We start from the raw sequence: 19,305 nt of genomic DNA on the forward strand, positions 1-19,305 counted from the left end.
CCTGCCGGATTGTCGTTCATCGTGGCTGCCATGCGTTCCACTCACCCGGAACGCCGTCCTCACCGATTTCGCGCATTTCGAACCCGGGGCGCGCAGCGATTTCCCAAACTTTCTGATCCGGCAACGTGCCCGATGCCACAAAGATGCGGAGATTGTGCGGCTCTTCGACGCTGGGATAATCGTCCAGCTTCACCTTCTGCCAATGATCGCGCCGGTCACGGATCCGCAGCACCGCGGTAGGGCCGTTCGCAATGCTGTCGACGAGTTTGCTCGGCAGGAAAGTGCCCGCAGCCACGACCGAGATGCCGACGACCTTCGTCGTTTCGCCGGTGCGTTGCCGAAGAAACACCACTTTGTCGCCCTGTTGGTCATTTGCCAGCGCGTTGGGCGCTGTAATCTCGGCGAACTCGCGAACCGACTTCAGAAAATCTTCCTCGCTCCCCGGTGCGGGCGCCTGCGCGACGGCAGCGGCCGGCGACAGGGCAAGCATCGGCGAAAGCAGCAGCATTGCCGCGGCCATCCTGCGCGCGACCCTCGATGTCGAAGCCATGTTTCCCCCCTCCCCCTTTAGTGCGCCGCGCCCCAGCTGGTGCCGGTGCCGATCTCCACGCCCAGCGGCACGGTGAGCTTGACCAGGGGCTCGGCCGCCGTCGCCATCACATGCTGGATCACCGGCTTCGCGCGGTCCACCAAGCTTTCGGGAAGCTCGAAGACGAGTTCGTCATGCACCTGCAGCAGCATGCGCACATCGGACAGGCCGGCCTCGGCAAGTGCCGGGTTCATCCGCGCCATCGCGCGCTTGATGATGTCGGCGCTGGTGCCCTGGATCGGCGCGTTGATCGCGGCACGCTCGGCACCCTGCCGCTCGTGCTGCACCGACGATTTGATCCGGGTGAAATGCGTCTTGCGGCCGAACAGGGTCGTCGTGAAGCCGTTCTCGCGTACGCTGGAAAGCGTTTCGGCGATGTAGGTGCGGATGCCGGGGAAGCGGTCGAAATAGCGGTCGATCATCGCCTGCGCCTCGTCCGGCGCGATTTCGAGCCGGCCGGCGAGGCCCCAGCGCGAAATGCCGTAGAGGATGGCGAAGTTGATCGTCTTGGCCCGGCCGCGGGTGTCGCGGTTGACCTCGCCGAACAGCTCCTGCGCGGTCATGTTGTGGATGTCGTCGCCGCGCAGGAACGCGTCGCGCAACTGCGGCACGTCCGCCATGTGCGCCGCCAGCCGCAGCTCGATCTGGCTGTAGTCGGCGGAGAGGATGACATTGCCCGGCTCCGCCACGAAGGCGTCGCGGATCTGCCGGCCGGTCTCGGTGCGCACCGGGATGTTCTGCAGGTTGGGATCGTTGGACGAGAGGCGCCCGGTCTGCGCGCCGGTCAGGCCGTAGCTGGTGTGGACGCGGCCGGTTTCGGCGTTGATCTCCTGCTGCAGCGAGTCGGTGTAGGTCGACTTGAGCTTGGAGAGCTGGCGCCAGTCGAGCACCTTGCGCGCCAGTTCGGCGCCCGCGCCGGCCTCGCGGTCGGCGGCGATGCGCTCAAGCTCGTTGACGTCGGTCGAATAGACGCCGGACTTGCCCTTGCGGCCGCCCTTGATGCCCATCTGCTCGAACAGCACGTCGCCCAATTGCTTGGGGCTGCCGATCGTGAACGGCGTGCCGGCGATCCCATGGATCTCGCCTTCCAGCGCCGCGATCTGCGTCGCGAACTCGGCGGACAGGCGGGACAGCGTCTTGCGATCCACCTTGATGCCGGCGCGCTCCATGCCCGACAGCACCGGCACCAGCGGCCGGTCGACCATCTCGTAGACGCGCGTCGCCTGCTCGGGCGACAGGCGCGGCTTCAGCCGGCGCCACAGCCGCAGGGTGACGTCGGCGTCCTCGGCGGCATAGCGCGTCGCTTCGCGCAGGCCGATCTCGTGGAAGCCCTTCTGCGCCTTGCCGGTGCCGACGACATCCTTGAACGCGATGCAGCTGTGAGCGAGGTGCGTCGCCGCAAGCTCGTCCATGCCATGGCCGTGGCGGCCGGCATCGAGGTTGAAGCTCATCACGATGGTATCGTCGATCGGCGCCACCACCACGCCGTGGCGAGCCAGGATCGAGAGGTCATATTTGATGTTGTGGCCGATCTTGAGCACCGCCGGATCCGCGAGCATCGGCTTCAGCACCGCCAGCGCCTGATCGATCGGAATCTGCACCGGCGTATCGGCCAGCAGGTCGCCGCCGCGATGGCCCAGCGGCACATAGCAGGCACGATTGGGCGCCAGCGCCATGCTGATGCCGACCAGCCCTGCCATCGGCCCCAGCCCGTCGGTCTCGGTATCGAGCGCGACGAAACCCTGTTCGCGTGCCGCCGCCGCCCAGCGCTCCAGTGCGGCGAGGTCGGTCACCGCCTCATAGCCGTCATGGTCGCAGGGCGGATCCTCGGGCAGCGCAACGCCCGCCGCCGGAGCCGGCTGCGGCGCATCGGCGACCGCACCCAGCCGCGCGAGCAGCGAGCGGAAGCCATGATGTTCGAGGAAGGCACGCAGCGGCGCTTCGGGGATGCCCTGCAGCGCGAGGCCATCGAGCGGCTCGGGAAGCGGCACGTCACAGGCGAGCGTCACCAGCTTGCGCGAGAGCCGCGCCATCTCGGCATGCTCGATCAGGTTCTCGCGCAGCTTGCCCTTCTTCATGTCGGGCGCGGCGGCAAGTACGGCTTCGAGATCGCCATGCTCGGTGATCAGCTTGGCAGCGGTCTTGGGGCCGACCCCCGGCACGCCGGGAACATTGTCGACGCTGTCGCCCATCAGCGCCAGCACCTCGCCGAGCTGCACCGGCGGCACGCCGAACTTCTCGACGACATGCTCGGCACCGAGCCGACGGTTGTTCATCGTGTCGTAGAGGTCGAGCCCCGGCTCGATGAGCTGCATCAGATCCTTGTCGGAACTGACGATCGTCACCTGCCAGCCCTGCGCCAGCGCCGCCTTGGCATAGCTGGCGATGAGATCGTCGGCCTCCCAGCCTTCCTCCTCGATGCAGGGGAGGGAGAAGGCGCGCGTCGCATCGCGGATCATCGGGAACTGGGGGATCAGATCCTCGGGTGGCGGCGGCCGCTGCGCCTTGTACTTGTCATAGAGATCGTTGCGGAAGGTGTGGCTCGATTTGTCGAGCACCACCGCCATGTGCGTCGGCCCGTCGGCCTTGTGGACCTCGTCCGCGAGCTTCCACAGCATCGCCGTATAGCCATAGACGGCGCCCACCGGCTCGTTGTGCTTGTTGGTCAGCGGCGGCAGGCGATGATAGGCCCGGAAGATATAGCCCGAGCCGTCGACGAGATAGAGATGGTTGGAAGCCATGGCGGCGGGATAGCGATTTGCTGGCCGCGCCAAAAGCGTTTTGCCGTTCGTCGTGCGTTATCCGTCAAATCCGCGCTTTGATCCGCCTTTCATCCCGCCCCCGGCGCGCTCCGCCGCACGAAAAGGGCGCGGCAAGGGACTTAATTTGACTTTAAGACTCTCGGCCAGCACTGTCGTCGCCACGAGCCGCGCCAGCGGCCGGGGGTTGCGATCAATTTCGGGGGCCTGTGGCCTTGTTCAAGCAAAGCGAACCGGGATTCGGTGGAACCAGCGGCACCGCCGTGCTGTCGATGGACGCCGCCATCGCGCCGGCGAGGCCGGCAAACACGATGCGCCAGCCGCTCAAGGGCTGGCGGACCCGCCTGCACGACATCGATCTGGTGCCCGATCTGGGCGCGCGCATCGGCTCGCTCGAATGGATGCGCGGCGTCGTTACCTGTGGCGGGCTGTGTGCCGCGGCGATCACCTTGTCGCCCGGATTCGAACGCCCGCTGCCCGGGGCCGTGCCGGCACCGCTCGCGCCCGCCGCATGGGATGAGGTCCGCGCCCAATCCTTCGCCCCGCTCGCGTTCGGCGGCGACAGCGGCCGGCACATGGCCGCGACCGATGCGGTGCGCCCGCTGGCCGACACGCCGGAACGGCCGATGATCGAACTGAGCGCCACGTTGGGGCAGGGCGATGGCTTCGCCCGCGTGCTGGAGCGCGCCGGCGTCGGCCGGACCGACGCGAAGCTCGTGGCGGACATGGCGTCGCGCGCCGTCACGCTCGGCGCGATCCGGCCCGGAACGCGCATGGACATGGTGCTCGGCCGCCGCCCCGCGCGCGCACAGCCGCGCCCGCTCGACAAACTCGCCTTCCGCGCCGCGTTCGACCTGCGGCTGGAATTCGAGCGCGCTGGCGGCCGGCTGGCGATGCGCCGCGTGCCGATCGCGGTGGACGATACGCCATTGCGCATCCAGGGCCGTGCCGGCTCCAGCCTCTATGCCGCCGCACGCGCCGCCGGCGCCCCCGCCTCTGCGGTCGAGGCGTATGTCCGCGAGATCAAGCGCCGCGTGCCCCTGGGCAGCATTGGCGGCGATTCGCGGTTCGACATCATCGTTGCGCACCGCCGCGCCGCGACCGGCGAGACCGAGGTGGGAGAGTTGCTGTTCGCCGGGCTCGACCAGGGCAAGCGCAAGACCCGGCTCGTCAAATGGACGAGCGGCGGGCGCAGCGAGTTCTTCGAGGCCTCGGGCGTCGGCGAGCAGCGCGGGGTGATGGCGCGGCCGGTCAATGGCCGCCAGACGTCGGGATTCGGCATGCGTCGCCACCCGCTGCTCGGCTATTCGCGCTTCCACCGCGGCATGGATTTCGGCGCTGCCTACGGAACGCCGATCTACGCCGCGACCGACGGCACCGTCACCTTCGCCGGCCGCCATGGCGGTCACGGCAATTATGTGATGCTGAAACATGGCGGCGGCATCGCGACCGCCTATGCGCATATGAGCCGCATCGGCGTGCGCTATGGCCAGAAGGTCAATCGCGGCCAGGTGATCGGCTATGTCGGCTCGACCGGCCTCTCGACCGGCCCGCACCTCCATTATGAGGTCTACAGGAACGGCACGCCGATCAATCCGAAGACGATGAGCTTCACCACCCAGGCCCAGCTCGTCGGCCAGGATCTGCGCAACTTCAAGGCGCGGCTCAACACCTTGCTGGCGGTGCGGCCGGGCGCGGCGCGCATCCCTGCCGTTGCCAGGGCGGAAGACGGCGAAAACGCCGCCGACTGATCAGGACGTCGCCCAGCCGGCCAGCACGCCGTCGCCGCCAGCGCCCGCCGTCGCCCGCGCATCGACGCCGCGGTCGCGAAGCGCCGAGACGACCGGCGCGGTGCGATCGGCCGGGCCGGTGATGCTGACCGGCAATCCGCCGCGCCGCGCCGCCCAAACGACGAGATCGATCGCCGCCGGGTTGGGCTTGTCATCGGTGAAGTCGATGATCGGCAGGCGCATCAGCGGCGGCGGCACCAGTTCGATCGTCCAGCCGTCAAAGCTCAGTGCGACGCGCGATTCGAGCGCACGATAGGTGGAGAGCGTCGCGTCGGGCAGCGGTGCGGCGCGCACGAGGGCGCGGCGATTCTGACGGTCGACGGTCACCATCGCGGGATCGACGCCGGCGATCAGCGCCAGCTTGGCGGTAAGGTCGGCAGCGCCCTTCTCCTGCGCCTGCTGCCGTTCGCGGGCAGCCTGGAGCTGCGCCTGTTCGGCCGTCACGTCGCCATGGCCGGTGATGACCTGATCGAGCGACAGCTCCACCGGGCGGTCGAGGCGGCGGCGCAGGGCCTCGATCGCGGCGGTTTCGGCGCCGGCGCGGTAGGTGGGTGTGAACACCACCGCGCGCACCCGCATTGCCTCGCCGGCATGCTCGATCTCCAGATCGTCGATCCGGGCCGCGCTGACGAATTGTGCAGCGATCGTGTCGCGCGTCTGCCGCGCCGCGACCGCTTCCTGACCGATCTGGCGCAGGGTCAGCCCCAGCGGCACCGCCAGCGCCGCCAAGGTGGCGATCACGAGTGTCGCCTGCAGACGCGTCTGCTTGGGGCTGAGCGAGGATCCGAAGCCATAGATCCGCGCCATCACCGACGCGGTGAGCGCGATCGCCATGAGGTTGGTGAAGAACAGCAGCAGCGCGCCGCCGAACACCGTCCAGTTGCGCGTAGCCAGGCCGAAGCCGACCGTCGCCAGCGGCGGCATCAGCGCGGTGGCGATCGCGACGCCGACGATCGTGCCGTGGCGCTCGCGGATCACCGCATAGCCGCCGGCGACGGCGGAGAGGATCGCGACGATCAGGTCGAACAGGTTGGGGCGGGTGCGCGCGGCGATCTCGGCGGTGACGGTCTGGATCGGGGAGAAGGTGACGATCAGCGCGGCGAACAGCACCGCGATCACCGCGCCCAGCGCCAGTGCCTGCAGCGAATCGCGCATTTCCTTGAAGTCGAACAGCGCCAGGCTGAAGCCGAAGCCGATGATCGGCCCCATCAGCGGGGAGAGCAGCATCGCGCCGATCACCACCGCCGGGGAAGACAGCAGCAGCCCCAGCATTGCGATGCCGGCCGCGAGCAACGTCATCAGCAGGTAACGGGGCGTCCAGCCGCCATCCTCCACGACCTGCGCGACGACCTCGACATGATCGACGCTGCCGACCACGCGCGCGCGCCACCAGCGCCACACGGCGTTGGCGCGGAAGGGTTTCGGCTGATTTTCGGGCATCGCTTTCCCCGCTTTTGCTTGCGCCGGGGGGTCTAGCCGATAGACCGGGCGCATCGCCAGCAGGGAGGTAAAATGGTCACGGTACTGCCACCGCGTCGCGTCAAGTCTGCGCTTCGCGCCTTTCTTCATAGCGGTGCGTCGGGTGGGCTGCTGCTGATGGCGGCGGCGGCGCTGGCGATGATCATCGCCAACAGTCCGTTCGCCGAGGATTATTTCCACCTGCTCCACCTGCCCACCGGCCCGGTGCTCAGCGACGAACTGGGGCCGATGACGGTGCATCTTTGGATCAACGATGCGCTGATGGCGATTTTCTTCCTGCTGGTGGGGCTGGAGATCAAGCGGGAGTTCGTCGACGGGGAATTGGCGAGCCCCGAGAAGCGCCGCCTGCCGGTGCTGGCAGCGGCGGCGGGCATGGCGCTGCCGGCGATCGTCTATCTGTTCGTCACCGGTGGCCATCCCGAGCTGCTGCGCGGCTGGGCGGTACCGGCGGCGACCGACATCGCCTTCGCGATCGGCGTGCTTGCCCTGCTCGGCAGCCGCGCGCCGGCTTCGCTCAAGCTGTTCCTCACGACGGTGGCGATCGTCGACGATATGGGCGCGGTCGCGATCATCGCGATCGCCTATACGAACAACATCGATGGCGCGGCCCTGTTCGCCGCCATCGCCGTGCTGGGGGGCATGTGGGGCATGGGAAAGCTCGGCGTCGTCCGCCTCTGGCCCTATCTCATCGGTTTCGCGCTGCTCTGGTTCGTCGTGCTGGTCTCCGGCGTGCACGCCACGATCGCCGGGGTGCTGGCGGCGATGACGATTCCGTTCCGCCGCACGGCGGGTGCGCCCGACGCCGCCGACTCGACGCTCCACCGCCTCGAACATGCGCTGCACGCGCCCGTTTCCTATCTGATCGTGCCGTTGTTCGGCTTCGCCAATGCCGGCGTCAGCCTCGCCGGGGTCGGCCTCGCACAGATCTTGGCGCCGCTGCCGCTGGGTGTGGCCGCCGGATTGTTTCTCGGCAAGCAGGTCGGCATCTTCGCCACCGTCTGGCTGGCTGCGAAAACCGGCTTCGCGCCGCGGCCGGCGCGCACCACCTGGCCGCAGGTCTATGGCGTCGCGCTGTTGTGCGGCATCGGCTTCACGATGAGCCTGTTTATCGGCGGCCTTGCCTTCAGGGATCCGGCGCAGATCGACGCGGTGAAGATTGGCGTGCTGATGGGGTCTATCGTCGCCGCCCTTGCCGGCTTCACGGTGCTCCGCTTCGCGCCGCGCTTCATATGCCCCGAATGATCAGCGTCTTCGATCCCCGTCAGTCGGCGCACCGGCCGTTGCGCGAGTTCCACAACGGCGGTTGGAGCGACCATGCCGAGGTGCCGTCGCGCGCGACGACGATCCTCGGCGCGGTGGGTGACGCGGTGCCGGCGGCGGACCATGGCCTCGATCCGATCCATGCCGTGCACGATCCCGGTTATGTCACGTTTCTACGGACCGCCCACGCGCGCTGGGCGGCGGCGGGGCGGGAGGGCGATGCCATCGGCTATGTCTGGCCGGTGGTCCGGCGCCGGGCGCTCACGCTGAGCCGGATCGACGCCGAACTGGGCCGCTACTCGGCCGATGCCGTCACCCCGATCGGCGCGGGTACCTGGGATTCGGCCTATTGGGCGGCACAGACAGCGCTCACCGCGCTCGATCCGCTGCTTGGCGGGACGGCGCGGACCAGCTTCGCGCTGTGCCGGCCGCCCGGCCATCATGCCGGCGCCGACTATCTCGGCGGCTATTGCTACCTGAACAACGCGGCCATCGCCGCGCAGGCCGCGCGCGATCAAGGCGCCGGGCGCGTTGCGATCCTCGATCTCGACTATCATCACGGTAACGGCACGCAGGATATCTTCTGGACGCGTGGCGATGTGCCCTTCGTTTCGATCCACGCCGATCCCGCGCAGGATTTCCCCTTCTTCTGGGGCCATGCCGATGAGGCGGGCGAAGACGCCGGCGCGGGGGCGACGCGCAACATCGTGCTGCCGCACGGCACGGACATCGCCGGATATCGCCCGGCGCTGGCGCAGGCGATCGCGGCGGTGCGCGGTTTCGCGCCCGATCTTCTGGTGCTCAGCTTCGGTGCGGATACCTTCGCCGGCGATCCGATCTGCCATTTCGCGCTGGAAACCGGCGACTATGCCGAGCTCGGCGCCATCGTCGCGGCGCTCGGCCTGCCGACATTGGTGGTGATGGAGGGCGGCTATGCAGTCGATGCGCTGGGTGCGAATGTCGCCTCCTTCCTGAACGGCTTTTGAGGGGCAGGGACGGCGCGCGATGGATCCGGGGCGGCTGGACTGGGACGATATCCGCCTGTTCCTCGCCATCGCCCGCGCGGGCACGCTGACCGGTGCGGGCAAGGTGCTGAAGCTCAGCCAGCCGACCGCCGGGCGCCGCCTGCGCGCGCTGGAGGCGGCGTGCGGCGTCGCCCTGTTCCAGCGCACCGCCGCCGGGTTGCAGCTGACCGACGAGGGTGAGGCGATGCTGCTCGGCGCGCAGCGCATGGAGGATGAGGCGCTTAGCCTGCAGCGCCAGTTCGCCGGCAGCGGCGAGGCGGTGGCCGGTGCCCTGCGCCTGTCCTCCTCCGAATGGTTCGCGCACCTCGTGCTGACCCCTCCGGTCACCGCCTTCGCCATGCGTCACCCCATGGTGACGGTGGAACTGATCGCCGACTTCCGCCTGCTCAGCCTCGATCGGCGGGAGGCGGAGCTGGTGTTCCGCTTCAAGCCGTTCGACGCGCCGCATATCGTCCAGCGCCGTTTCACCCACATCCGCTACGGCCTGTTCGCGGCGCCGGCCTATGTCGAGGCGCATGGCTTTCCGGCGCCCGGGTCGGATGGCGAAGGCCATCGGCTGGTGATGATGGACAGCCAGTTCGATACGCTGGCCGATGTCGGCTGGCTGCGCCGACGCTTCCCGCGCGCCCGGATCGCGATCCGGAGCAACAGCCGGGAGGTTCAGGCGGTCGCCGCCACCCGCGGCGCCGGACTCGCGGTGCTGCCGGTGCTGCTGGGGCAGACATATGGCCTGGTCGCCGAACCCGGCGTCGACGTGCCGCCCGGCCGCGACATCTGGCTGGGCTATCATGCCGATCTCAAGCGGCTGCCGCGGCTGCGCGCGCTGGTCGACCATCTCGTCGGATCGGTGGCCGATCCGCTGTGACGCGGGCGGAGCGCAGGCGCCCCGCCCGCGCGCGTGTCAGGCGACGGATTCGGCCGCGGCTTCCACCGCGGCGATGTCGATGCGCTTCATCTCCATCATCGCCTGCATCACCCGTTGCGCCTTCGCGGGATCGGGATCGGCCAGCAGTTGCACCAATCGCCGCGGCGTGATCTGCCAGGACAGGCCATAGCGGTCCTTCACCCAGCCGCATTGCTCGGCCTCGGGCACCGCCGAAAGCGCCTCGGTCAGCCGATCCGATTCCGCCTGATCCTCGGTATAGACCTGCAGCGAGATCGCCTCGTTGAACTTGAACAGCGGGCCGCCGTTGAGGCCCAGATAGGCGCGGCCGGCAAGCGTGAACTCGACGGTGAGCACATCGCCCTGCTTGCCCGACGGGAAGTCCGCCGGCGTGCGGTGAACGGCGTCCACCCGGCTGTCGGGAATGAGCGAGGTGTAGAAGGTCGCCGCCTCCTCGGCGACGCCGTCGAACCACAGGCAGATGGCGATCTTGTCGGTCATGATCGGTCTCCCTTCAGCTCTTGCGCAGCCCGGAGAGGCCGAACACGGCACCCTGCGGATCCACCGCGGCCAGCGCATAGCCGCCGCCCGGAATCTGCATCGGATCGTAGAGCGGGGTGCCGCCGCCGGCCTTGATGCGCGCGAACGCGACGTCGATATCGGGGACGACGAAGTAATAGAGCCAGGCGGGCCGGCCATCGGGTGACTGCGTCTTCATCACCGCACCGATCATGCCGTCGCCATGGTCGATGAAGCGATATTCGCCCATCTCGCCCATCGGCATGGCATCGCCCTTCGTCCAGTTGAACTGGCGCGTGTAGAAGGCGAGCGCCGCCTCGGGATCGCTGGTCGACAGTTCGTTCCAGCCGCAATGCCCGTCCGCCATCGACATGGCGCCGCTGTCTTCGTCGCTGGCGCCGCGCATCACGTAGAAGATCGCCCCCTGTGGATCGGCGACCATCGACATGCGGCCGACGCCCTCGAGATCCATCGGCGGCATATGCACCGTGCCGCCCGCCGCCTCGATCGCTTCGACCGCCGCATCGACATCGTCGACGCCGATATAGCCCAGCCAGGCCGGCGGCATCTGCGCGCCTTCGGGCAGCTTCATCAGCCCGCCCACGCCGCCGCCGTCGGGCGCGGTGAGGATGCGATAGTCCATCGGGGCGCCATCGGGCCCTGGCGGGGGCAGCGGTGCGTCGTCGCCATCCTTGCAGCCGAACGGGCCGATCTTCCAGCCGACGACGTCGCTGTAGAAGGCTTGTGCCGCATCGGGATCGCTGGTCAGCAGTTCGTACCAGATCGGGGTACCGTGAGGATTGGTCATCGTCCGTCTCCTTCGGGGGCGGGGGGCGCATGGCCCCCCGATGATGCTCAGACGTCGAGGATCGGCGCGAAGCCGCCATAGATCATGCGCCGGCCATCGAACGGCATCTCGCCATCCGGCTTCATGCGCGGATCCTCCATGACCTTCTTCATGCCGTCGTCGCGGACGGCCTTGGAGGGCCATTCGACCCAGCTGTAGACGACCGATTCGCCGTCCTCGGCCTTCACCGCGCATTTGTAGTCGGTGATCTTGCCGTCGGGCACATCGTCGCCCCATGCCTCGACCACGCGGGTCGCGCCATATTCGCGGAACAGCCCGGCCGCCTTCGCCGCCATCGCGCGATAGGCTTCCTTCTTGCCCTCGGGCACCGGCACCAGATAGCCGTCGGCATAGCCCATCGCGCCGCCCGACGATTCCTCGACGATCGCCTCGAAGCCGCCATAGATCATCCGCCTGCCGTCGAACGGCATCGACTTGCTCATTTCCTCCATACGGGGATCGGCCATGATCTTCTCGTTCGCGGCGTCCCGCGCCGCCTTCGAGGGAAACTCGAACCAGGAAAAGACGACGACCTCGCCGTCCTCGGCCTTCACCGCGCCCTTGAAATCGGTAACCTCGCCGTCCGGCACCTCGTCACCCCAATTCTCGACCATCCGGGTGACCCCGAACGCCTTGAACAGCGGCGCGGCATCGCTGGCATGCTTGATATAGGCCTGCTTGTTCGCCGCCGGCACCGCGGCGACGAATCCTTCCACATAGGTCATCTTGTCTCTCCTTCGGGTTTCTTGTCAGCGCATGATCGGGAACAAGGCCCTCAGCCGCGGATCGCGCAGCCACAGGCCGCCCCACAGGATGAGGCCGACATACACCCCGAACAGCACATGGCTGAACAGCGGACTGCCGACGCGGACGTGGGTGGCGATGGCGCCGCCCAGATAGGCGGTCAGCAGCACCGCGCCGAGCACCGCCGTACGCGGCCACGCATAGAGCAGCACGCTGCCCAGCGAGAGCACCGCCAGCAGCCGGATCGTGCCGAGATCGGTCGGCCAGCCCAGCGCCGCCATGGTTTCGGGCACCTGCGGTGGCGGCACGATCTTCATGCCGCCATCCATCAGGAAGAACAGGATGGCGAGGGTGCTCAGCACCCGCCCCGTCCAGACCCCGGCATCGGCCTTCGCGGGGGCGGAGGCCTCGATCGTCGCGCTTGTCATCGCTCGTCTCCCGTTCTGAAGGCGCGGTTCAGGCGGGCTCGGTCTCGCCCGGCGCGAAGGCGGACATCGCCGCATCGACGTCCATCCACGCCAGTTCGATGATGTGGCCGTCCAGATCCTCGAAGCTGCGTCCATACATGAAGTCGCCCATGTCCTGTGGCGGCGTCGGATCCGCGGCGCCGCCGGCGGCGATCGCTCTGGCGAGCGTGGCGTCGACCTCGGCGCGGCTGTCTTCGCTGAGCGCGATCAGCACTTCGCTGGCTTTATGGGCGTCGACGATCGTCTTGCTGGTGAAGTCGGCGTAGCGCTTGTGCGTCATCAGCATGAAATGGATCGTCTCCGAGAACGCGACCATCGAGCAATCGTCCGTGCAGAAGCGTGGATCGCGCGTCGCCCCGATGGCTTCGTAAAACGCGGTTGCGCGGGCGACGTCGCTTACGGGCAGGTTCACGAAGATCAGCTTGGCCATCGGACTTTTCCTCTCAATCGCGTTCGGGTCGGGTCGAATCGGTTGGCTTGATCCTTGTGACGGCGTGAGTTATTAAAAGCAACTATGAAGTTAGAAAAAGTGACTAATAACGATCGCAAGGCGGACAAGCGCTGGTATGACGACGCCTGCGGCACCGCGCTGGCGATGGAACTGGTCGGCGAACGCTGGTCCCTGCTGATCGTGCGGGAGCTGATGTTCGGACCGCGCCGTTTCGGCGAACTGCGCGGCGGACTGCCGGGGATCAGCGCCAATGTGCTGACGCAGCGGCTGGAGGGTATGGAGGAGGTGGGCATTCTCGTCCGCCGCAAGCTGCCCCCGCCCGCCAATGTGCAGGTCTATGAGCTGACCCCCTGGGGCTATCAGAGCGAGACCGCGATCCAGGAGCTCGGCCGCTGGGCGGTCCGCTCCCGGCGTCACGATCCCACATTGCCGCTGTCGGCGGCCGCGATCATGATGTCGTTCCGCACGATGATCGACCGCAGCCGTTCGGGCGAGCGCCCGATGCAAGTCGGGTTCGATATCGCGCCCGACGCCTTCGTCGCCGCCATCGACGCGCACGGCATCGCCGTCCGCCGCGCGCAGCCCGACTCGGTCGACCTGCGGCTGGCGGCGCAGCCACCGGTGCTCGCCGCGATCGTCTATGGTGGCCTGCCGGTGGCGGCGGCGGAGCGAGACGGCGCGCTGGCGGTGACGGGCGACCGCGGGCTGCTCGCGCATTTCGTCACGCTGTTTCCGCTGCCGCCCAAGACGGGCTGAGCCCTGCGCGGCACAAAAAGCGGCGGCAGCCCCTTTCATTTTCCACGTCGCACGCAGAATAGGGCGTCGACACCCGCGTTCCGCGCGTTAGGGGTGCAGGGAAAGACGAAAGAGCCGATCATGACCGACATCCCCAACGTCCAGCCCGACAGCCGCGCAGCGACCGTGCTCGACGCGCCCGACCGGCAGGTGAGCGTGCGCGAGCTGTTCGGGATCGACATCGACATGCAGGTGCCGGCGTTCAGCGAGGCGGACGAGCGCGTCCCCGATCTGGATCCCACCTATGTGTTCGATCCGGATACCACGCTGGCCGTGCTGGCGGGCTTCGCGCACAACCGCCGCGTCATGATCCAGGGCTATCACGGCACCGGCAAGTCGACGCACATCGAACAGGTGGCGGCGCGCCTCAACTGGCCGTGCATCCGCATCAACCTCGATGCGCACATCAGCCGCATCGACCTGATCGGCCGCGATGCGATCGTGCTGCGCGACGGCCAGCAGGTGACGGAATTCCGCGAAGGCCTGCTGCCATGGGCGCTGCAGACCCCCACCGCGCTCGTCTTCGACGAGTATGATGCCGGCCGTCCGGACGTAATGTTCGTGATCCAGCGCGTGCTCGAGACCGAGGGCAAGCTGACCCTGCTCGACCAGAACCGGGTCATCCGCCCGAGCCCCTGGTTCCGCCTGTTCGCCACCGCCAACACTGTGGGCCTGGGCGACACCAGCGGCCTCTATCACGGCACCCAGCAGATCAACCAGGGCCAGATGGACCGCTGGAACATCGTCGTCACCCTCAACTATCTGCCCGCCGAGGTCGAGGCGCGGATCGTGCTCGCCAAGTCCGGCGAATATGATCATGTGGGCGGCAAGAAGGAGGTCGACAACATGGTGAAGGTGGCGGATCTCACCCGCCAGGGCTTCATCAATGGCGACATCTCGACCGTCATGTCTCCGCGCACGGTGATCACCTGGGCGCAGAACACGCTGATCTTCAAGGATATCGGCTTCGCCTTCCGCCTGTCGTTCCTGAACAAGTGCGACGAGGCGGAACGCCCGCTGGTGGCCGAATATTATCAGCGCGTGTTCGGGCGCGATCTGCCCGAAAGCGTCGCCGGCAAGGCCTGATCCCGTTGCATGCCCGGCGGAGGTGCGATCGAACCGCTCCGCCGCCGGGCATGCCGCAATCGCCTGTTCCCACGCCGCCCGACCATGCATAAGGCTCGGTGATCATGGCCGACCGTTCTCCCCTCGACGATTTCAAGGCCGTGCTCGGCGGCGCCGCGCGTGCGATCGCGCGTGAGCCCGAGGTCGAGCTGACCTTCACCGCGGATGCGCCGCTGCAGTCCGGACGGCACATGAAGGTGCCGATGCCCAACCGCTCGCTGCCGGCCGAGCAGGTCGCCGAGGCACGCGGTTTTGCCGATGGTTTCGCGCTTAGGCTGAGGCACCATGATGCCGCGCTCCATGCCCGCGGGGCGCCGTCCGAAGCGGTGGCGCGCTCGGTGTTCGATGCAATCGAGACCGCGCGGGTCGAGGCGCTCGGCGCGCGTTCGATGGCGGGCGTCCGCGCCAATCTGGGCCAGGCGCTCGATCTCAAGATCCGCACCGATCCCATCACCCGCGCCCGCGCCCGAGACGAGGTGCCGCTGTCGACCGCGCTGCAACTGATCGTGCGGGAGCGGCTGACGGGAGAGGCGCCGCCCGCCGCGGCCGAGCCCGGCCTCGCGATGGTCAGGCAATGGATCGAGGACAAGGGCGGAGCCGATCTCGACGCGCTCGGCCTCGTCGCCGACGATCAGGGCGCCTTCGCCCGGCTGGCCACCCGCCTGCTCGAGGATCTCGAACTGGTCGAGGGTGAGCTGACGCCCGACGACGACGAGGGCGGGGAGGACCAGGACGGCGGCGAGGACGACGAAAGCGACGACCAGACCGACGATGCCGACGAGAATGAAGGCGGCGCCGAAGGCGATGTCGAGATGCGCGCCGAGCCGCAGGATGGCGAGCAGCAGGACGGCGAATCGGACAGCCAGCAGGACGACGCCGAGGGCGACAGCGACGCCGAACTGGCGGATGCCGGCGAAGACGGGATGATGCCGGTGCGGCCCAACCGGCCGCTTTCCGATCTGCCGCCGCAGTTCGATTATCACCCGTGGACGACACAGTTCGACGAGATCGTCGAGGCCACCGACCTGTGCGACGAGGATGAGCTGACGCGGTTGCGCGCCTATCTCGACCAGCAGCTCATTCACCTGCAGGGCGCGGTGACCAAGCTCGCCAACCGGCTGCAGCGCCGGCTGATGGCCCAGCAGAGCCGCAGCTGGGATTTCGACCAGGAGGAAGGGCTGCTCGATGCTGCGCGGCTCGCGCGGGTCGTCGTCAGCCCGGGGCAGTCACTGTCCTACAAGGTCGAGCGCGACACCGAGTTCCGGGACACGGTGGTGACCTTGCTGATCGACAATTCGGGGTCGATGCGCGGGCGGCCGATCTCGATCGCCGCGATCAGCGCGGACATCATGGCGCGCACGCTCGAACGTTGCGGCGTGAAGACCGAGATCCTCGGTTTCACCACCCGCGCATGGAAGGGCGGGCAGAGCCGCGAGGCATGGCTGGCCGCCGGCCGGCCGCCGACCCCAGGCCGCCTCAACGATCTGCGCCACATCGTCTACAAGAAGGCCGACGAGCCTTGGCGGCGCGCCAAGAAGTCGCTCGGCCTGATGATGCGCGAAGGGCTGCTCAAGGAGAATATCGACGGCGAAGCGCTGCTCTGGGCGCACAACCGGCTGATCGCCCGGCATGAGGAGCGTCGCATCCTGATGGTGATCAGCGATGGCGCGCCGGTCGACGATTCGACGTTGAGCGTCAACAGCGGCGCCTATCTCGAGCGCCACCTGCGCCAGGTGATCAACTGGATCGAAACCCGATCGCCGGTGGAGCTGGTCGCGATCGGCATCGGCCATGATGTGACGCGCTATTATCAGCGCGCGGTGACGATCATGGATGCCGAGCAGCTCGGCGGCACGATGGTGGAGCAGCTCGCGGGGCTGTTCGACACCGAAACCTGAACGCGAAAGGGCCAGGCTCCTTGCGGAGCCCGGCCCTCGTACAACCCGGATACGCGGGTTACTGCCCAGATACGCGGGCAAAACCTTAGATTAGCAGCGACGACCGTCCGAGCGGTCGATCGCGCGACCCGCGAGCGCACCGACCGCGCCGCCGATGATGGTGCCTTCGGTCTTGTCGCCGCGACGGGCGACTTCGTTGCCGAGCAGGCCGCCGGCGATCGCGCCGATGATCGTGCCGCCCGTGCCATTGTCACAACGGCGATAACGATCGCCCCGATAGCCGCGATAACGGTCGCCACGGTAGTAATCGCCGCGATGGCCGCGGTAACGATCGCCCCGATAGCTGCGGCCATAATAACCGTCGCGGGCCTGGTGATAGTAACCGTCGCGCGCCATGGCAGGGGCGGCGGGGATGAGCGTGGCGGCACCCATGGCGATCGCCGCGCCCAGCATCGAAAGCGTCTTGAACATGGGAACCTCCTGTCCGTTCATCTCGATCGGCCGGTTGATTCGGCCTCCTGATGCTTGCGTTATGCCCGCCGCGTCTTGAGATGATGCTGAACGCGCATGTTAGCCGTTGTTCAGCTTGCGCCGGCGCGTACAGGCGCCGCTCCCGTGTCGCCGGATCGCGGCGAACATGACGACCGCCGCCGCGCAAAAACCACGCGCGCGCAACGGGCTGAGCCGCGCAGAACGATTCCGCAATCGCGGCCGTTGGGCTAGAAGCCCGGCCGTGCTCCGCCGCCTCCTTCCCGCTTCGCTGCTGCTGCCGCTCGCCCTCGCCCGCTCTGCGCCGGGGCCGATGCCGGTCATGCCCGACCAGCCGATTCACATCCGGGCAACGCCGGTGGCGCTCGATTCGGCTGATCCGGCGCGGCGCGACGTGGGCCGTCTTCGCTATCTCGGGGGCTGGTCGCTCACCAGCGACGAGCGCTGGCTCGGCGGACTGTCGGGCGCGGCAATGGCGAAGGGCGAGATCGTCGCGGTCAGCGATGCCGGCGCGCTGCTCCGAATCGGGATCGAAGGCGGCAAGCCCGATGGCCGCGGGCACATCCTGCCGCTGCCGCCGGGTTGCGGAGACGGCGCGCTCAAGCGCGACCGCGACGCCGAAGCGCTGACCGGTGAGCCGGGAACGAATCGGATCTGGATCAGCCTCGAACGGCGCAACGCGATCTGCCGGCTGAACGGGCTTCGCCATGCCGAGGCGGAAGTGTTTCCGCCCCAGATTGCCGACTGGCCCGAATCGGCGGGCGGAGAGGCGCTGCTGCGCACCGCCGACGGCCGCTTCCTCCTCTGGTCCGAATCACCGCTCGGGCGCGATCGCAGCTACAGATTGCTTCGCTTCGACCGCGATCCCGCGGCATCCGGCGTGAACGTGGAGGAAATGGGCTGGCGCGCGCCACCGGGTTATCGTCCCGTGGAGGCTGCAGCGCTACCCGACGGGCGGATGATCGTGCTGCATCGCCGCTTCACCTTTTTGGGCGGGTTCAGCGCGGTCCTGACGATCGTCGATCCGGCTCGGCTGGTCGCGGGGCGAATCGTCGAGCCGGAGGAGGTCGCGCGCTTCGAAGGATCGCTGATTCGCGACAATTATGAGGCGCTGGCGGTGAGCCGCGAAGGCGGGCGCACGATCGTCTGGATCATGTCCGACGACAATTTCCATTTCCTGGAACGCACGCTGCTGCTGAAGTTCGCGCTGACCGGCTGAAGCGGCCGTGCCGGCGCGGGAGCGCAGGATTCGGGCGCACGAAAAGGACGGCGTCCCCCAACGGGCTGCCGTCCCTTCGAATCCCGAATCGGGCAAGGGCACCGCCGAAGCGGCGCCCGCGGCTCAGGCGGCCGCCCGCTTCTTGGAAACTTCGCGCTTCAGGCGACGCGCCTTCAGGCTGAGCTGGTCGTCGCCGGTCTTGAGCAGCCAGTTGTCCAGGCCGCCGACATGCTCGACAGAGCGCAGGCCGTGCGTCGACACGCGAAGCTTCACGCCCTTTTCGAGCGCTTCGGAGATCAAGGTGACGTTCTGCAGGTTCGGCAGGAACGTGCGCTTGGTCTTGTTGTTGGCGTGGGAAACATTGTGCCCCACCTGCCGGCCCTTGCCGGTCAGCTCGCAAATACGCGACATGATCTTCGTCCTGAATTCGGGTTGCCCGGAAAGTGGGGGCCGATAACCGCATCCTGCAGATTCGTCAACCGAAACGGTCGTTGCGGAGATGAAACCGAAGCAGCCGCTGCGCGTTCATCCGCCCGAGATCCCTTACCGGAGACGCATGATGCGTTCAATTCTTACGCTCGTTGTGGTCGCGCTCATTGCGCTGATCGTCGCCGTCCAGCTCGACTGGATCCGTATCGACCAGACCAAGCAGGCACAATTGCCCGCGTTCAAGGCGGAGACCGCCGACATCGACATCGGCACCGTCAACAAGACGATCGAAGTGCCCAACGTCGAGGTGACCAAGCCCGAAGACAAGGTGCCCGAATAAGATGGCGCTGCTGATCCGGATCGTCGCCGCGGTGCTGCTGCCGCCGCTGGGCGTGTTCCTCACGCGCGGCATCGGCAGGGACTTCTGGATCGACGTGATCCTTACCCTGCTCGCCTACGTCCCGGGCGTGGTCTACGCGCTCTGGGTAATCATCACCGACAACCGGCGGCTGCCCGCCACCGCCTGAGCGCGCTTCC

At 67.8% G+C, this 19,305-nt stretch carries 20 protein-coding genes and 1 pseudogene; 10 read left to right on the forward strand and 11 right to left on the reverse strand.

Translation table 11 applies throughout. The features are described from left to right. Positions 1–16 precede the first annotated feature (16 nt). Positions 17–508 carry a hypothetical protein gene (locus NX02_RS24765; protein WP_158014177.1) on the reverse strand — a complete coding sequence of 164 codons (492 nt, stop codon included), beginning with the start codon at positions 506–508 and terminating at the stop codon, positions 17–19. A 59-nt stretch (positions 509–567) separates the two neighbouring features. Further along, a complete protein-coding gene (gene polA / locus NX02_RS24770) occupies positions 568–3,330 on the reverse strand; it encodes a DNA polymerase I (RefSeq protein WP_025294857.1) in 2,763 nt (920 codons plus the stop codon). A gap of 233 nt (positions 3,331–3,563) precedes the next feature. Here polA and NX02_RS24775 point away from each other — a divergent pair, with 233 nt between their 5' ends. Further along, a complete protein-coding gene (locus tag NX02_RS24775) occupies positions 3,564–5,099 on the forward strand; it encodes a M23 family metallopeptidase (RefSeq protein ID WP_025294858.1) in 1,536 nt (511 codons plus the stop codon). Here NX02_RS24775 and NX02_RS24780 read toward each other — a convergent pair whose 3' ends face one another. Next, complete coding sequence (locus NX02_RS24780) at positions 5,100–6,578, reverse strand: DUF389 domain-containing protein (RefSeq protein WP_025294859.1); 1,479 nt, start codon at positions 6,576–6,578, stop codon at positions 5,100–5,102. A 72-nt stretch (positions 6,579–6,650) separates the two neighbouring features. On the opposite strand from NX02_RS24780, the gene nhaA reads away from it, so the two are divergent. Genes nhaA through NX02_RS24795 form a run of 3 tightly spaced genes read left to right on the forward strand, consistent with a single transcriptional unit; the run spans position 6,651 to position 9,767 of the window. Continuing rightward, complete coding sequence (gene nhaA, locus NX02_RS24785) at positions 6,651–7,859, forward strand: Na+/H+ antiporter NhaA (RefSeq protein WP_025294860.1); 1,209 nt, start codon at positions 6,651–6,653, stop codon at positions 7,857–7,859. After that, a complete protein-coding gene (locus NX02_RS24790; RefSeq protein ID WP_025294861.1) occupies positions 7,856–8,863 on the forward strand; it encodes a histone deacetylase family protein in 1,008 nt (335 codons plus the stop codon). The genes nhaA and NX02_RS24790 overlap by 4 nt, the downstream gene beginning before the upstream one ends. 19 nt (positions 8,864–8,882) lie before the next feature. Then, positions 8,883–9,767, forward strand: coding sequence for a LysR family transcriptional regulator (locus tag NX02_RS24795; RefSeq protein ID WP_211258250.1), 885 nt, complete (start codon positions 8,883–8,885; stop codon positions 9,765–9,767). A 36-nt stretch (positions 9,768–9,803) separates the two neighbouring features. Here NX02_RS24795 and NX02_RS24800 read toward each other — a convergent pair whose 3' ends face one another. The 6 genes and pseudogenes from NX02_RS24800 to NX02_RS24820 all read right to left on the reverse strand — a co-directional run bounded on the left by NX02_RS24800 (position 9,804) and on the right by NX02_RS24820 (position 12,792). Next, the gene (locus tag NX02_RS24800; RefSeq protein ID WP_025294863.1) at positions 9,804–10,286 is read right to left on the reverse strand and encodes a VOC family protein; all 483 of its coding nucleotides are present in this window, start codon (positions 10,284–10,286) and stop codon (positions 9,804–9,806) included. 13 nt (positions 10,287–10,299) lie between these two features. Further along, entirely contained in the window at positions 10,300–11,112 is an 813-nt protein-coding gene (locus tag NX02_RS24805) for a VOC family protein (protein ID WP_025294864.1), read from the reverse strand. 47 nt (positions 11,113–11,159) lie between these two features. After that, positions 11,160–11,510, reverse strand: a complete 351-nt coding sequence (locus NX02_RS33745) for a DUF1428 domain-containing protein (RefSeq protein ID WP_245648901.1) — start codon at positions 11,508–11,510, stop codon at positions 11,160–11,162. Positions 11,511–11,579: 69 nt separating this feature from the next. Continuing rightward, positions 11,580–11,876 (reverse strand): annotated as a pseudogene (locus NX02_RS33750) (DUF1428 domain-containing protein); the annotation flags it as partial. A gap of 24 nt (positions 11,877–11,900) precedes the next feature. Continuing rightward, positions 11,901–12,323, reverse strand: a complete 423-nt coding sequence (locus tag NX02_RS24815) for a DoxX family protein (protein ID WP_025294866.1) — start codon at positions 12,321–12,323, stop codon at positions 11,901–11,903. A gap of 28 nt (positions 12,324–12,351) precedes the next feature. Next, a complete protein-coding gene (locus NX02_RS24820) occupies positions 12,352–12,792 on the reverse strand; it encodes a VOC family protein (protein ID WP_025294867.1) in 441 nt (146 codons plus the stop codon). Positions 12,793–12,891: 99 nt separating this feature from the next. Between NX02_RS24820 and NX02_RS24825 the strand changes: the two genes are divergently transcribed. The 3 genes from NX02_RS24825 to cobT all read left to right on the forward strand — a co-directional run bounded on the left by NX02_RS24825 (position 12,892) and on the right by cobT (position 16,631). Next, on the forward strand, positions 12,892–13,569 hold the full coding sequence (locus tag NX02_RS24825) for a winged helix-turn-helix transcriptional regulator (RefSeq protein WP_245648695.1): 678 nt from the start codon (positions 12,892–12,894) through the stop codon (positions 13,567–13,569). A gap of 120 nt (positions 13,570–13,689) precedes the next feature. Next, complete coding sequence (gene cobS, locus NX02_RS24830) at positions 13,690–14,694, forward strand: cobaltochelatase subunit CobS (protein ID WP_025294869.1); 1,005 nt, start codon at positions 13,690–13,692, stop codon at positions 14,692–14,694. Between the two features lie 104 nt (positions 14,695–14,798). Beyond that, positions 14,799–16,631, forward strand: coding sequence for a cobaltochelatase subunit CobT (gene cobT / locus NX02_RS24835; protein WP_025294870.1), 1,833 nt, complete (start codon positions 14,799–14,801; stop codon positions 16,629–16,631). A 90-nt stretch (positions 16,632–16,721) separates the two neighbouring features. Here cobT and NX02_RS24840 read toward each other — a convergent pair whose 3' ends face one another. Beyond that, the gene (locus tag NX02_RS24840; protein ID WP_025294871.1) at positions 16,722–17,102 is read right to left on the reverse strand and encodes a glycine zipper 2TM domain-containing protein; all 381 of its coding nucleotides are present in this window, start codon (positions 17,100–17,102) and stop codon (positions 16,722–16,724) included. A gap of 262 nt (positions 17,103–17,364) precedes the next feature. Here NX02_RS24840 and NX02_RS24845 point away from each other — a divergent pair, with 262 nt between their 5' ends. Next, positions 17,365–18,339 (forward strand): esterase-like activity of phytase family protein, encoded by a 975-nt coding sequence (locus NX02_RS24845; protein ID WP_025294872.1) that lies wholly within the window; start codon positions 17,365–17,367, stop codon positions 18,337–18,339. Between the two features lie 123 nt (positions 18,340–18,462). Here the strand turns inward: NX02_RS24845 and rpmB are convergent, their stop codons facing one another. Next, complete coding sequence (gene rpmB / locus NX02_RS24850) at positions 18,463–18,750, reverse strand: 50S ribosomal protein L28 (RefSeq protein ID WP_025294873.1); 288 nt, start codon at positions 18,748–18,750, stop codon at positions 18,463–18,465. A gap of 148 nt (positions 18,751–18,898) precedes the next feature. On the opposite strand from rpmB, the gene NX02_RS24855 reads away from it, so the two are divergent. Beyond that, entirely contained in the window at positions 18,899–19,108 is a 210-nt protein-coding gene (locus NX02_RS24855) for a hypothetical protein (protein ID WP_025294874.1), read from the forward strand. Between the two features lies 1 nt (position 19,109). Then, positions 19,110–19,295 (forward strand): YqaE/Pmp3 family membrane protein, encoded by a 186-nt coding sequence (locus NX02_RS24860; protein ID WP_025294875.1) that lies wholly within the window; start codon positions 19,110–19,112, stop codon positions 19,293–19,295. Positions 19,296–19,305: the final 10 nt, after the last annotated feature.

This window comes from Sphingomonas sanxanigenens DSM 19645 = NX02 (genome assembly GCF_000512205.2).
Taxonomy (GTDB): Bacteria; Pseudomonadota; Alphaproteobacteria; order Sphingomonadales; family Sphingomonadaceae; genus Sphingomonas_D; species Sphingomonas_D sanxanigenens.

Excerpts from the sequence above, each read along its gene's own strand:
- cobT (WP_025294870.1), top strand. The coding sequence starts at position 14,799 with ATGGCCGACCGTTCTCCCCTCGACGATTTCAAGGCCGTGCTCGGCGGC.
- NX02_RS24790 (WP_025294861.1), top strand. The coding sequence starts at position 7,856 with ATGATCAGCGTCTTCGATCCCCGTCAGTCGGCGCACCGGCCGTTGCGC.
- NX02_RS24765 (WP_158014177.1), bottom strand. The coding sequence starts at position 508 with ATGCTGCTGCTTTCGCCGATGCTTGCCCTGTCGCCGGCCGCTGCCGTC.
- cobS (WP_025294869.1), top strand. The coding sequence starts at position 13,690 with ATGACCGACATCCCCAACGTCCAGCCCGACAGCCGCGCAGCGACCGTG.
- nhaA (WP_025294860.1), top strand. The coding sequence starts at position 6,651 with ATGGTCACGGTACTGCCACCGCGTCGCGTCAAGTCTGCGCTTCGCGCC.
- NX02_RS24860 (WP_025294875.1), top strand. The coding sequence starts at position 19,110 with ATGGCGCTGCTGATCCGGATCGTCGCCGCGGTGCTGCTGCCGCCGCTG.
- NX02_RS24840 (WP_025294871.1), bottom strand. The coding sequence starts at position 17,102 with ATGTTCAAGACGCTTTCGATGCTGGGCGCGGCGATCGCCATGGGTGCC.
- NX02_RS24800 (WP_025294863.1), bottom strand. The coding sequence starts at position 10,286 with ATGACCGACAAGATCGCCATCTGCCTGTGGTTCGACGGCGTCGCCGAG.
- NX02_RS24815 (WP_025294866.1), bottom strand. The coding sequence starts at position 12,323 with ATGACAAGCGCGACGATCGAGGCCTCCGCCCCCGCGAAGGCCGATGCC.
- NX02_RS33745 (WP_245648901.1), bottom strand. The coding sequence starts at position 11,510 with ATGGGCTATGCCGACGGCTATCTGGTGCCGGTGCCCGAGGGCAAGAAG.
- NX02_RS24805 (WP_025294864.1), bottom strand. The coding sequence starts at position 11,112 with ATGACCAATCCTCACGGTACCCCGATCTGGTACGAACTGCTGACCAGC.
- NX02_RS24855 (WP_025294874.1), top strand. The coding sequence starts at position 18,899 with ATGCGTTCAATTCTTACGCTCGTTGTGGTCGCGCTCATTGCGCTGATC.
- rpmB (WP_025294873.1), bottom strand. The coding sequence starts at position 18,750 with ATGTCGCGTATTTGCGAGCTGACCGGCAAGGGCCGGCAGGTGGGGCAC.
- polA (WP_025294857.1), bottom strand. The coding sequence starts at position 3,330 with ATGGCTTCCAACCATCTCTATCTCGTCGACGGCTCGGGCTATATCTTC.
- NX02_RS24795 (WP_211258250.1), top strand. The coding sequence starts at position 8,883 with ATGGATCCGGGGCGGCTGGACTGGGACGATATCCGCCTGTTCCTCGCC.
- NX02_RS24780 (WP_025294859.1), bottom strand. The coding sequence starts at position 6,578 with ATGCCCGAAAATCAGCCGAAACCCTTCCGCGCCAACGCCGTGTGGCGC.
- NX02_RS24820 (WP_025294867.1), bottom strand. The coding sequence starts at position 12,792 with ATGGCCAAGCTGATCTTCGTGAACCTGCCCGTAAGCGACGTCGCCCGC.